General features: G+C 66.3%; 6 protein-coding genes. 3 read left to right on the top strand and 3 right to left on the bottom strand.

Annotation, left to right across the window (positions count from 1 at the left end; genetic code table 11):
- The first annotated feature begins 37 nt into the window (after positions 1-37).
- Positions 38-958, top strand: a complete 921-nt coding sequence (locus AC6A67_RS07570; RefSeq protein WP_498035939.1) for a LysR substrate-binding domain-containing protein — start codon at positions 38-40, stop codon at positions 956-958.
- A gap of 209 nt (positions 959-1,167) precedes the next feature.
- Here the strand turns inward: AC6A67_RS07570 and AC6A67_RS07565 are convergent, their stop codons facing one another.
- Positions 1,168-4,698, bottom strand: coding sequence for a hypothetical protein (locus tag AC6A67_RS07565; RefSeq protein ID WP_498035938.1), 3,531 nt, complete (start codon positions 4,696-4,698; stop codon positions 1,168-1,170).
- A gap of 281 nt (positions 4,699-4,979) precedes the next feature.
- On the opposite strand from AC6A67_RS07565, the gene AC6A67_RS07560 reads away from it, so the two are divergent.
- Both AC6A67_RS07560 and AC6A67_RS07555 read left to right on the top strand, forming a co-directional pair.
- Positions 4,980-6,758: a type I secretion system permease/ATPase gene (locus tag AC6A67_RS07560; protein WP_498035937.1), complete on the top strand. Its 1,779-nt coding sequence runs from the start codon at positions 4,980-4,982 to the stop codon at positions 6,756-6,758.
- Positions 6,751-8,097 (top strand): HlyD family type I secretion periplasmic adaptor subunit, encoded by a 1,347-nt coding sequence (locus AC6A67_RS07555; protein ID WP_498035936.1) that lies wholly within the window; start codon positions 6,751-6,753, stop codon positions 8,095-8,097. Before AC6A67_RS07560 ends, AC6A67_RS07555 begins: the two co-directional genes overlap by 8 nt.
- 203 nt (positions 8,098-8,300) lie before the next feature.
- On the opposite strand, the gene AC6A67_RS07550 is transcribed toward AC6A67_RS07555, so the two are convergent.
- Together AC6A67_RS07550 and AC6A67_RS07545 are read right to left on the bottom strand one after the other, a co-directional pair.
- On the bottom strand, positions 8,301-8,645 hold the full coding sequence (locus AC6A67_RS07550) for a hypothetical protein (RefSeq protein WP_498035935.1): 345 nt from the start codon (positions 8,643-8,645) through the stop codon (positions 8,301-8,303).
- 295 nt (positions 8,646-8,940) lie between these two features.
- Complete coding sequence (locus tag AC6A67_RS07545) at positions 8,941-13,251, bottom strand: autotransporter outer membrane beta-barrel domain-containing protein (protein ID WP_498035934.1); 4,311 nt, start codon at positions 13,249-13,251, stop codon at positions 8,941-8,943.
- Between the last annotated feature and the right edge of the window lie 246 nt (positions 13,252-13,497).

Here is a 13,497-nt window from a genome sequence, read left to right as displayed (position 1 = left end):
CGAGTCATAGCTGGGCCAGCTACAAGGTAGCCGGCTGATGAATGACGCCCAACTTCGCTGCTTTCACGTAGCGGCGCAGGAACAAAGCATTACGCGGGCCGCCGCGCGACTTGGCATTAGCCAGCCAACCGTCTCGACGCAGATCAAAATTCTTGAGGAAGGTTATGGCGTCCAGCTGTTTCGCAGGGTCGGTCGCAAGATCGAGCTGACCGATTTCGGCCTGCATCTGATGGCCATCACCGAACGGATTTACGCGGCGCAGGAAGAAGCGCGGGAATTGTTGATTGGCCACAAGAACCTGAGCCAGGGGCGGCTGCGCATTGGCGCGGTCGGCCCCTATCAGGCGTTGCCGATCCTGCAGGAGCTACGCCTGCGTCATCCCGACGTGACATTCTCCTTACGTACAGGAAATTCCAGCGCAATCTTCGACGCTTTGATGAAATATGACATCGACATTGGCATCATGGCCGATCTCAAGGCCGGCGACAGCAAGTTCCATATCCAGTTACTGCGCCGCGACGAAATTGGGCTTTTGGCGCCGCGTCAGCATCGCTTCGCCACCCAGGAGGCGGTGGCGATGAGCGCCCTGACGCAGGAGACGCTGATTATCCGCGAGCAGGGCTCGGTGACCCGCAGCACCTTTCTCAGCGCCCTGCAGGCGACGGATTTGCCCCTGCCGGCGTTGATTGATGTGGAAAGCCGCGAGGCGACCAAGGAGGCGGTGGCCTGCGGCTTTGGCCTCGCGCCAGTGCTGCGCTCGGAAGCCGGCCACGATCCGCGCACGGTGTTCGTACCGCTTGAGGCGCCGGCGCCGGGTTTTGATGAATTCGTCGCCTGTCCGCGCGATCTGGTCCGTTCGCCGCTGATCCGGGCGTTTCTCGATGCGGCGCGCGACGTTTGCGACCGGCTGGAGGCTGGTCGCACCCAGCACGACGGCCATGACCGCTTCGGCCTTTGACGCCACGCAATGCAGCGGCGCGCACGCGCAGTGGCATCGGCCAATCCGGGTTGAGAGCCTGACGCCAGGCCGCGAAGATGCTGACGCATCCGCAACCTGGCATGCTCAGTCGCCGCACGGGCTTGACCAGCGCCCGATGAGTCAAGCTCATCGGGTGCTGGTAGGAGGCGTGTCAGGGCGGCGCCATCACGCTCCCGCTCGTTCACCCGTCAGACGAAGCGGAAATCGTCTGCTTGCAGCGTGTTCAGGCTGACATTGCTCAGGGTCAGCGTATCGCCGGCGGCAAAGCTGAACACCACGTCATCGCCCAGCTGGGCGGCGTTGCCCATCAGGCTGTCGAAGTCGCTGGCGATGTCGGCGAAGAAAGCGATGACGTCGCCATCGACGCTGGAGAAATCGCTGACGACATCCTTGCCATAGCCGCGCGCGAACACGAAGGCGTCGGCGCCTGAGCCGCCGCTGAGCATGTCGTCGCCGAAGCCGCCGTCGAGCCAGTCCGCGCCCGAGCCGCCGGCCAGCACATCATCGCCGCGCCCGCCAGCGAGGACATCGTCGCCCGAGCCACCGGCCAGCACGTCGTCGCCGGCGCCGCCGTCGAGTTGGTCATCGCCGGAGCCGCCGCGCAGGTCATCGGCGCCATCGCCGCCAGCGAGGACATCGTCGCCGGAGCCGCCAATCAGCACATCATCGCCTGCGCCAGCGGTGAAGCGGTCATCGCCCGAGCCGCCGGTGACATGCACGCCGCCGTCGCCAAAGCTGATGTTCTCGACGCCGGTAAATTGCTGCAGGCCGATGCCGGCGCCAGAGGCGATGCCGGCGGCCATGTCGACGCGCATCGGGCCGGTCGCCGCGGAGAGGTCGAGGGTGTCAAAGCCTGCGCCGCCATCAATGCGGTCACGACCGTCGCTGGTGATGATCAGGTCATCGCCGTCGCCAGCGAAAATCTCGTCGTCGCCCGCGCCGCCATTGATGTGATCGTCGCCGGCGCCGCCGTAGATCACATCGTCGCCAGCCTCGCCGAACAGCCGGTCAGCGCCGGCTCCGCCCTGGATGAAATCCGCGCCGCCGCCGCTGTAGATGACGTCATCGCCCGCGCCGCCGTCGATGCGGTCGTCGCCATCGCCGATGTAGATCTGGTCGTCGCCGTCGCCCGCGTCGATGTCAAAGCCGGCGTCATAGGCGGAGCCCGTCACCAGATCATGGCCCGCGCCGAGCAGGATTTTGCCCTCCACCCGGGCGCCGACATACAGCGTCAGGTGGTCATCGCCATCGCCCATGTCGATGGCGGCGCCGCCGGTGGCGGTGACGAGGCCCGAATTGCCGAACCGGTCGTTGCCGCCGCCCATGGCGACGCCGCCAATGATCCGGCCTGTGCTGACATTGATGATCTCGTCGTCGTGGTCGCCGATCAGATTGATCGCTTCATTGCCGCGCAGACCAAACCGCGCCGCGTCTTCAGCGGGCACGCCCGCCGGTCCATGGCCCTGACCTTCAATCAAACCGCGATTGACGATCAGAGTCGCCGCCGGGGCCTGCTGGTTGCCTGAATTGTCGACCTGCACGCCACGGCCATAGCCGATGATCTCGCCATCATTGACGATCGTGCCGCCGCTAAAGGCGATGGCTTCCGACACATTGGGCTCGCCATCATGCGCCCCATTGGCGCCGAGGCCTTCCACCTTGCCGTAATTCAGCAGATACAGCTGCCCATCCACGTCGATGGCGTCGCCATCGCTGTCATCAAGGCCGGCGGAGCGACCCTGCATCACGCCGTAATTGCTGATGGAGACGCGCTCGGCGTCGCTGCCATCATTATCGATATTCACCGCTGAGCCGTTGCGGCCGATCATCACGCCATGATTGACCACGGTGACCGCGCGGTCGCCGGTGACCGCATGTTTGGCGCCGTCGAGGACGCCGCCGGCGTAATTGTTGACCTTGCCGCCCGTATCGCTCTGGAAATCAATCAGGTCGCCGCCGCCGGCAAAGCTGGCGTCCGTGGTGATCGTGCCCCAATTGTTGACGACGCCATTCTGGCCAGGGCGAAGCACGTCCGTGTTGTCGCCGTGTTGGGTGATGACGCCGCCAGCCAGATTATTGATGATAGCCGTCGCGCCATTGGCGTCGAATTTCCGGAAATCCATCACCCGTCCGCTCGCCTCGATGACGCCGGCGTTGTTGATGGTGATGGTTGCGCCGTTCGCCGCCGCCGCTGTTGGCGACAACTGGCCCGTGATGGCGGCGCCGGCGTGATTGTTGATGACCAGAGCGCCCGTCGCCCCGGCGGTGACTGCGAGCACCGGGGCGGCGGCCGCGCCGGTGATGGCGCCGGAATTGTTGATGACGCTGGCGCCGTTGCTGTCGCTTGCGCCAGCCCAAATGATCGCCCCCTGGGCGACAGCGAGCGCGCCGCCTGTGGCGATGTCGAGCACATCGGCCTGATCCAGGGTGATGGCGGAGGTGATGCTGGCGCCATCGCCAATGCTGATGCGGCTGTAATTCTGGCTCTGCGCCACCGACCAGGCGCCGCCGCTGACCACGAGGTTCTCGACCCCGCTCGTCGCCGCCAACTGGCCCGCGCCTGCGCCGCCAAGGCGCACGCTGTCATCGCCCGCGCCGCCATTGATCGTCAGCCGGGCGCTGTCGCCGGCAGTGACGATGAAGCTGTCGTCGCCCGCGCCACCCAAAGCGGTGTCGCCGGCGCCGATGTTCAGCCGATCGTCGCCGTCGCCGCCATCCAGCAGGTCATCGCCTGCGCCACCCGACAGAATGTCATCGCCAGCCCCGCCATACAGCAGATCGTCGCCGTCCCCGCCCAGAAGCTGGTCGTTGCCGGCCCCGCCGCGCAGCAAATCATCGCCTGCGCCGCCGTCGAGCACATCGTCGCCGTCGCCGCCGCTGACATCATCGTCGCCAACGCCGGCGCGCACCAGATCATTGCCGTCGCCGGCGTCAATGGTAAGCGAGGCGGTGACGTCGCGGGCTTCAAGCTCATCATCGCCAGCGCCGAGCAGGATGTCGCCATAGATGCGCGAGCCGGTCTGCAGCAACACGCGGTCGTCGCCATCGCCCATGTCGATCGCCACGCCATGCGCGCCGATGATGGTTCCGGAATTGATCAGTTCGTCGTCGCCGCCGAGCATGGCGACGCCATCTTCCAGCAGCGCTGCGTTGTCCAGCACGTCATCGGCGTCGCTAAATGCGACGGGGACTGACGGCGCCTTGTCGCTCTCGCCAGCATCGATGAGGTCGGGATCGTCCAGATTGGGATTGCCGTCGCCTGGCGCGACTTTCGCCGTCACCTCGTCCATGGCCAGCGACATTGTGTCCACGGCATTGCTCCGGGAGGCGGCCTGGCTTGCGCCTCCGCCGCCACCGACCACCTGCGCCACGCCGTCATCTTCTTGCGGGGACGCGCTACGCAGCTTGCTCACCGCCACAGGCGCCTCGGGCTCGGACATTGCGCCATCAGTGGCCGGGCCCTGCGCCGGCGCGACCTTCACCACCAGCGTGGCCTCCGCTTCACTGACGAGGCCGGAGGGCCGGGCGTGATAGCGCACGCCGGGCGCAAGATCGGCGTCCGCCGTCCAGTTCCAATTGGCTGCGGCGCCCACCGCATCCTCCCGGCTGAACTGGATCACCGAGCCAGCCAACACCGGCTCCAGCACCGAGAACACCACGCCATCGCCGCCATCGGCCATATATCCGACCAGTCCGGTCCCATCCGCAGCCATCGCCATCGCGCCAATCCCTTCAGTCATTGTCCTGAATGCTGCGATGCGTCTCCGTTGGTCGCCGACGCCTGTCGCAGAAATAAATCGGCCCTTTCAGTGCCGGAAACGCATGACGGTCGGTTGAAGGTTTTTTAACTGCGATTGTCATGTGCGGCGCACGCCGTCGTGAGCTGGCGCGACCGGCAAATACGCGCTGCCGTCATCCTGGTTACGCACAAGGTCTTTAGGCGCCGGGGCATCGCCTCGCGCAGATCTTGCGCGCCACATAGCAGCGGACGGATCAGACTGTGTTGTTACAAGCGTTTTCCCCGTCGCCGCAGACGCCAGCCGCCACGGCGCTGGCCTCCTGCCGCGCCGCCCTTCTGGCCGTGGCGTTGTTCTCCGCCCTGGTGAATGTGCTGATGCTGACCGGCTCGATGTATATGTTGCTGGTCTATGACCGGGTGCTGCCGTCGCGCAGCCTGCCGACGCTGGTGGCGCTGTCGCTAATTGTAGCCACGCTCTATATCCTGCTCGGCGCCTTTGACTGGCTGCGCCAGCGCATCCTCAGCCGTATTGGCGTGGAGCTCGACCGCCAGCTCGGCGGGCCGGTGATCGCCGCCAGCCTTGACGCGCAATTGCGCCAGGCGCCAGGCGCCGGCCAGTTGCAACGCGATCTGGACAGCGTGCGCGGCTTCCTCTCCGGTCTTGGGCCCACCACCTTCTTTGATCTGCCATGGATCCCGCTGTATGGCGGCCTGTGCTTTGTGCTGCATCCGCTGCTGGGCTGGACGCTGGTCGGCGGCGCGGTGATCCTGATCGCCCTGGCGCTATTGACCGAACTGTTGTCACGGCGCCCAGGGCTGGACGCCGCGCGCGCCGGGGGTGAGCGCGCCACCATGCTCGAAGGCGCCCGCCGCAACGCTGAAACCGTGGTGGCGCTGGGCATGATGCAACGCATCACCGCGCTGTATGAGCGGGTCAATGACCGCTTTATCGGCGCCAATCTCCATGCTGCGGATATCACCGGCGGCCTCGGCGCCCTGTCGCGGGTCATCCGCTTCATGCTGCAGTCAGCAATGCTTGGCGTCGGCGCCTGGCTGGTGATGAATGATCAGGCCTCGTCCGGCGTGATGATCGCCGCTTCGGTGCTCAGCAGCCGGGCGCTGGCGCCGGTCGAGCTGGCGATCGGCAACTGGCGGCCGTTCATCGGCGCCCGTCAGGCATGGGCGCGGCTTGGCGCAGCGCTGTCGCAGCCTGAGCCGCAACCTGCGGTGGCGCCAGAGCGCCCCGTCTCCAGCGTGACGTTGAACCATGCATTCGTCGCCGCGCCCGGCGCGCCGCTACCGGTGCTCAAGGATGTCAGCTTCAGCCTGCAGGCGGGCCAGGGGCTGGCGGTGATCGGACCGTCCGCCTCCGGAAAATCCACCCTGGCGCGGGCGTTGGTCGGCGTCTGGCCCGTGGCGCGCGGCGAGCTGCGTCTTGACGGCGCCACCCTCGACCAATGGCCAGATGAGCTGCGTGGCGCAATGATCGGCTACATGCCGCAGGACGTGCAGCTATTCGCCGGCACGGTCGCCGACAATATCGCCCGCTTTGATCCTGCAATGACCGAAGACGCGGTGCTGGCTGCGGCGAAGGCTGCGGGCGCCTATGAGATGATCCTGGGGCTACCCCAGGGCTTCAGCACGGAGATCGCGGAGGGCGGCGGCGGACTGTCCGGCGGCCAGCGGCAACGCATCGCGCTGGCGCGCGCCTTGTATCGCGAACCGTTCCTTGTGGTGCTGGACGAGCCCAACGCCAATCTCGACGCCGATGGCGACGCCGCCCTTGCGACGGCGCTGATGGGGGTGAGGGCGCGGGGCGGCGTGGCGGTGGTCATCGCTCATCGCCCATCGGCGCTGGCCGGGGTCGACCTGGTGATGATCCTCGGCGGCGGTCAGGTGCAGGCGTTTGGCCCCAAGGAAGAGGTGCTGCGCAAGGGCCTGGCGGCGGCGCCGCAGCCCGGCCAGCCTGACAGGCCGCAACCAAAATCGCGCGCCGCGTCGCCTTCCGCCCCCATCAGCAAGGTCGAGGCCCATGGCTGAACGCAATGACACAACTCACGCACCGGCGCAGCCTGAACTGGGAGGGCGGCTCGATCCCCGCCGCGACATCCGCCGCGCCACGATCTGGGGCCTCGCGACGATCGCCATCATGTGTGGCACGGTGGGGCTGTGGGCGGCGACAGCGCCATTCTCCGGCGCGGTGATCGCCTCGGGCAGGATCGTCGTCGAAAGCAATGTGCGCAAGGTGCAGCACCCGTCCGGCGGCGTCGTCTCGGAAATCCATGTGCGTGACGGCGACCGGGTCAAGGCGGGCGATATCCTGCTACGCCTCGACAATACCCATGCCCGCGCCAGCCTTGCGTTGATTGATATCGAATTGCACCGCTTTCAGGCGCGCCGCGCCCGGCTGATCGCCGAGCGCGACGGCGTGCAACACCTGCAGATGCCTGAGGCGCTGCTGCAACAGGCTGAGGAGGCGACGGTCGCCCAGGCGATGGCGGGTGAGAAGACGCTGTTTCGCAGCCGCAAAGCGGCGGCCGAGGTGCAGCGCTCGCAATTGCGCGAACGCATCGCCCAGTCGCGTCAGGAGATCACGGGTCTCGACGCCCAGATTGCGGCGGTGCGCAGCCAGGCGCGGATTATCCGCGAGGAATTGCAGGGCGTGGAAAAGCTGTTCGCCCAGAATCTGGTGGCGATCTCCCGCCTGACCACTTTGCAGCGCGAAGCGACGCGGCTGGACGGTGAGGAGGGCAGTTTGATTGCTGATACGGCCCGGGCGCGGGGTCGCATCGCCGAAATCGAATTGCAGATTCTACAGATCGACCAGGACCTGCGGCGCGAGGTCTCCGGCGAATTGCGTGACGTGGAGGGCAAGATCGCCGATCTGTCGGAGCGGCGGATTGCGGCGCGCGACCAGCTGGCCCGTGTGGACATGCGCGCGCCCCAGGACGGCCTCGTGCATCAGCGCAGCGTGCACACCATCGGCGGCGTGATCGGCCCGGCCGAGCAGGTGATGCTGATCGTGCCGGAAACCGAGGGGCTGGTGGTCGAGGCGCGGGTTGAGCCGACGATGATCGATCGCCTGCATGTCGGGCAGCCGGCGATCCTGCGCTTTCCGGCCTTCGACAGCGCCACCACGCCGGATCTCAAGGGGCGACTTGTTCATGTCTCGGCCGACACCAGCGTTGACCAGCAGACCGGCGCGACGTTTTACACGGCCCGCATCGCCCTTGATCGCCCGGAAATTGACCGCCTGAACGGCAAGGAGCTGACCCCCGGCATGCCCGCCGAGGCCTTCATCCAGACCGGCGAGCGCACGCCGCTGGCCTATGTGGTGAAGCCAATCCAGGACCAGCTGGCGCGGTCGTTCCGCTATTAAGCGACAGGCGGAGCGCCAGCTATCAAGCCGCGCGTGACGAGCGGTCCAGTCGATCGCCCATGGCCCGGCGCCTGCTGTGCGCGGTGACCGGCCCACACCCGGCCGCGAAATTGCTGACGCATCCGCGACCGGAAATGCTCAATCGCCGCCTGGGTCGACAAGAACCCGATGCGGCATGCGCGTCGGGTTTGGTCATCAGACGTTCAGCGCACCCAGGCGCCTGGGATCAGTTCCCAGCGGCCATTGCGCCGCACCCAGCGCGGCTGGCGCCAGCGCAGGCCGGGGCGGCGGCGGATCTGGCGGCCCGGAACCCAGACATAGGTGCGGCGGCGAACATCCCAGACCCAATGGCCGGCGGCCCAGACATAGCCCCGGCGAATGGGCGGAACCCGCTCGCGCATTGGTTGCGGCGGCGGCGGCGCGCCAGGCGGCGGGCGGTGGCTCGGAGAGGCAGGGCGCGCTTCGGCAGCGTCGCCGCCCATGACATTCAGCGCGCCGCCGGCCGCAATCGCCAATATGGCGCCAAGAAAACCGCGTCTGCTCTGCATGCGTCCGCCCCCTTATTCTGTCCAAAACCTGAATCTGCCAGATTATCCGGCAGAACTGGGTCAGCGCCAGAGCATCGACCACCCAGGACGCCTGTGCACAAGCTTTCGTTTATCGGAGAGATTTGCGTCCCTCAAGTCTGCGGCGGCGACCGACCGCGCTATTGTGACAGGGGCGAGCAGGGGCCAGGCGCCGCGTCAGAGTTCGCAAGGCTGCCAGCATCTGCCCGGCGACAATGCGCCCGCCGGGCCGGACCAGAACCCGTTGCGCAAGGCGCATCGGGTTCTGGCATAAACGCTAGAAACGCATGCGGAAGCCGAGCGTGCCCTTGGCGTTGAAGCTCTGGCCGAAGCTGGCCAGGCTGGTGTTGGCCGAGCCTTCCGCATAGAGGGAATAGCGGTCGTCGTCCCAATTGTAGGAGCCGCCAAGACCCATGCCGGCCCACAAGCGGTCTTGTCTTTGTGTGAGGCTCACGCCAGCCACATCGACCCGGGTTCCGTCGCCGAAGGCATAGTAAAGATTGGCGACGCCATAGATATGCAGGCGGTTGATCATGCCGCGGGAATTGCGCCAGGTTTCCCGGCCATCCAGCGCCACGCCGAGGCGCGCCAACAGGTTGTCGCCGCGCCCGGCGCTCACCTGCGCGCGGAATGGATCGACAAAACTGTCGAAGCTCACATGCGACCAGACCAGTTGCGCCTGGGGCGTCACCGCCCAGCGTGCGTTGAGCGGGATACGGCGACCGGTTTCCACCGACAGCGCGTAGCCAAAGCCGCCATTATCCCGCGCCAGCTGGCGACCGGCGAGAAGCGAGGTCAGATCGCTGTTGTACCAGGTGGCGTGGGCCTGGGCGTCGACATAGACGCCATTATAGCCGTACCAGGTGAGGGTGGCGCCGACGCCATGGCCGGTGGTGCGGATGCGCCCGTCGCCAAAACGCGAGAACACGTCGTTATTGGCCGAGCCGTAACGGTAGTTAAGCCCGCCCACCAGCACGCCGTCAGCCGTAGAGGTTAGCAATCCGTCCAGGCCCGCCTGCAGGGAAAACACGCTGGCGTTGCTGCGCGCGCCCGTGGTGGAGGTGGCGGGCCGCCACCGCTCCAGCACGCCTTCAACGCGCGCCCACGCGCCGCTGCCCTGGGCCACCGCGCCGTTGACGCCTGTTTCGCCAGGCGCGAGGCCCAATTGTGACCAATAGCGGTTGCCAACCCGCTGATGCAGCGTCGGCAAGCCGTTGAGCGCCTGTAAGGTTTGCGGATAGCTTTCATAGACCGGCGCGCCGGGCTGGTAGAGCGGCGTGATCACATGACGCTCAGGGGTCGGCGCAACCGGCGCCAGTTGTGAGCGCAGATACCAGTCGCCGTCAGCCGGGTCAGTCACGCCATTCTGCCACAGCGTGTAGCCATAGGCGCCGGCGACCACGGCAGGCTGGCCGGCGATATTGTAATCGCTGATGAGCCGGAAGACGCCGTTCGAGGCGCCGTCGACCTGCACAACCTTGATGCCGTCAGCCAAGGTTTGCGCGCCGGCGCCGCCCGCGTTGCGCACCTGCAAGAACGACGCGCCCGATGTTGCGCCGCTGACATGCAGCAGGTCTGACGGCGAGGCGTCGGGCCCAAGATGGGTATCCAGAGCCACGCGGCCGCCCTGGCCCACATAGTCGCCATTGATGATGGCGCGGTCGCCGGGGGCGCCGTCCTGCATGGTGATCAGGCCAGCGTTGGCCAGCACGCCGAGGCCATTGAACACCGTGGTCTCGGTCACGCCAGCGTCGGCGGCCGCGACAATGCTGGCGCCAGCCTCATTGCTGATGCTGTTCAGCATGCGCGCGGCGCCCATCTCATTGACGCCATTGGCCGTGTTCCAGACGCCGCCAGAGCGGTTGATGAAGCGGTTGCCGCGCTCTGAATCCAGATTGACCACGCCGGTGACCAGCCCCGCATTGTTGATGGTCGTCATGGTGCGCGAGGTGGTGATGGCCCGGTCGGAGGAGACGCCAGACAGATTGCGTATTTCGCCCGCATTGTTGATCACAGCTTCAGCCGCGCTCTGATCCAGGCCGAAGAACAATTGGCTGGCGATTTCCGGCTGGGTGGCCGGATCGACGGAAGCGACGTGTACGCCGTCGATCGCGCCCTGAACCACGCCGGTGGGGCCGACATTGACCGTGGTCAGCGTGGCGTTGCCGCCATGGGCCGCATAAACGCCATGCGCCGTCTCACCTTTCGCGGTTCCGTTGACCGTGATGGTGACGTCGCCGGCGATGCCGGCATAGGGCACGATCACCGGCTCCAGATGCACAACATCTGGCGAGGCGATGTCGACGATGTTGCCCTCACCATCCAGGGCGATCATTTCCTGCGCGACGATAAAGCTGGCGACGGAGACGCCATTGCCGACGCCGCGCACCAGGCTGCCTGGGGCGGTAGTGATATTGACCGGCGCGGCTTTCGCCGGCCCCATCGCCAGCACATCATATGGGTTGTCCGGGTCGCCAGTCGGCGCATATTGCGCGATGAACGCGTTGAACTGGACCGAGCCGACGTGGATGCCCGCGGACAGGTCGGCCATGCCGGCGGCCTCGCCGAGGATGCCCATGTCGCCGCGCACCCCCTCCATGATGGCATAGGCCATCGGGCCTTCTCCCGTGGCCAGCACCTGGGAATTGGCGCCGACGTCGATCGTCACCCCAGGATTGGCGACGCCTGGTCCGTTGTAGACGCCCGGCATGGCGGCGATGCCAAAGCTTGCGCCCCGCACGATGCTGCTCTCACCGGTGGCGACGTGCACCGAACTTGCAAAAGCGCCATAGGTGGAGGCGGCGATGCCCATGGTCGGCAGCCGCGACACGGTCATATAGGTCTCATCACCCTGGGTCAGGGTGATGGGGGCGGCGGTGGCCTCCACAATACTGCCCGCGCCAGTGGTGATGTTGAGGGTGGCTGGCGCGTAGCCGCCATGGGCCATAGCCGCGATGCCGACGGGACCGGCGCGTGTGACGCTGCCTGCGCCGGTGACAATGCTGACGTCCACCGGCGGGGCGTCAGCGGTGAGGCCGGCGCCGATCGCCTGGACCTGGATGCCGGCGCCCGCGGCCATGCCCTGCGGCATGGCGATGCCAGCTGCGCCGCCTTCCACCAGGCTACGATCGCCTGTCGTCACCTGCACGGCGCCGCCATTGGCGAACACACCATTGACGTGGATGGCGTTGTTATAATTGCCGCGCGCCTCAACAACACTGTCAGCGCCTGTGGTGATCGACGCGTTACGCCAGCCGTCCGTCGGCTGCGAGCCGACCATGGCGACGATGCCAAAGCCGAATGTACTGCCCTCTGGCAAGCCGATCGTGTCATTCGGGACATAGAAGCTGAATGGCAGGCCCATCGGCATGTTCGTGCCGGCGCCGCGCACGGTGCTGCCAGCGCCAGTAACAATGCTGGCGTCGCCCACGGCGTTGATCACCATGCCAGCCCAGCCGCCTTCAACCAGACTGCCAGCGCCAGTGTTGACGGAAAGCCCATTGCTCCCGCCCAGCGCCATCAGGCCGCTGACCCCGCCAATGGTCCGGCTGCCAGCGCCCAGGGTGGCGTTGAACGCCGACACGCCGCCGCCGGCGCCAAGGATGGCGAACTGGTCTGACAGGGTTTGTGACCCTGCGCCCGTTTCAATAATGGTCGCCTGCTCACCGTAATTCTGGGCGATGAGACCATATTGCGCGCCCTCAACCAGCGCATTGTCGCCGGTGGACATGCGCAGCGTTGCAGCGGGGTTACTCACATAGCCAGAGATGCCAAAGCCTGTGCCTGCAAGCGCGCTATCCGGCACGTCCGACAGACCATGACCCCGGACGATGGAGCCGGCGCCGGTGCTGATGTCCAGCACGCCCGTGCCGGACAGATAGGCCGAAACGCCATTGAAACCCGCCACAGTGGCGTTGGCGCCGATGGACACTGTCGCGTCGCCATCGCCGCCATGGTCAGCGAACACGGCGACGGGAAAATTGGTGGCCAGGGTGAGCGTGTCGATCGCCACTGGCCCCGGGAACGGTCCGGACGGATAGACGGCGTTTTCCGCCCCCGTGATGATCGAGGCGCCGTCAGACACCGCGACGTTGAGCACGCCAGCGCCCGTCTTCACGGCGGAGACGCCATTCGACCCGCCATATACATCGCCGCCGATGCTGGCGATGAGGTCGCCATGGGAGCGCAGGTCGTAAGCGGCGCCATAGGTGCTGTGAACGGAGCCGGCGGCTGTGACATTGACTCCGCCCTCGCCGTAGGCGTGGAAGGCGGTTCCATGCGCGCCAAGGCTGGAGCCGGCTGCAAGGTTGGCGATGACGTCGCCCGTCATCCAAATGGCGATCGCGTTGTCGACGGTTGTATCTGCCCGCGTATCAATCCCGGCGCCAGGGCCCATGGTCAGCGACACAGAGCCGCTTTCAGGGAAGGTGTCAGCTGCATCCGGGCCGAAGCCGCCCCTGCGATAGGCTGGATCTGGCATGCCGCCATCGCCCGCTGCGCCCGTGCAGGCGACCGTGAACGCGCCGGCGCCCGGTGAGCAGCTGCCGGCCACGACCATGTCTGGCGACAATACCAACAAGGCGCTCACCGCCGTAGCCGTTAGCCACGGCGCCCGCGCCGATCCTCCTCGTCAAACCCATTCTTTACCCCCTGCCATCGCCCCCATCGCGGTGCGGACCGTCGACAGAAGGGTTAACGCAGGGTGTTTGTTCCACCTGAAACGAAAAATGGCGCTAGAGCGTTTTTCGATCATTCCGGCTCATATCCGCATGAAACGAAGTAGTTCTCACATTCATCGGGCTTGAAGATGTCGACGAGCTTGCCGATGCAGTTC

It is taken from the genome of Camelimonas sp. FR25 (genome assembly GCF_059740505.1).
The sequence above is the reverse complement of the archived record's forward strand: the minus strand, read 5'-3'. Positions and strand labels throughout refer to the sequence as shown.

Bases quoted from the DNA above. Each gene is read 5' to 3' on its own strand.
- AC6A67_RS07565 (WP_498035938.1), bottom strand. From the start codon at position 4,698: ATGGCGATGGCTGCGGATGGGACCGGACTGGTCGGATATATGGCCGAT.
- AC6A67_RS07570 (WP_498035939.1), top strand. From the start codon at position 38: ATGAATGACGCCCAACTTCGCTGCTTTCACGTAGCGGCGCAGGAACAA.
- AC6A67_RS07550 (WP_498035935.1), bottom strand. From the start codon at position 8,645: ATGCAGAGCAGACGCGGTTTTCTTGGCGCCATATTGGCGATTGCGGCC.
- AC6A67_RS07555 (WP_498035936.1), top strand. From the start codon at position 6,751: ATGGCTGAACGCAATGACACAACTCACGCACCGGCGCAGCCTGAACTG.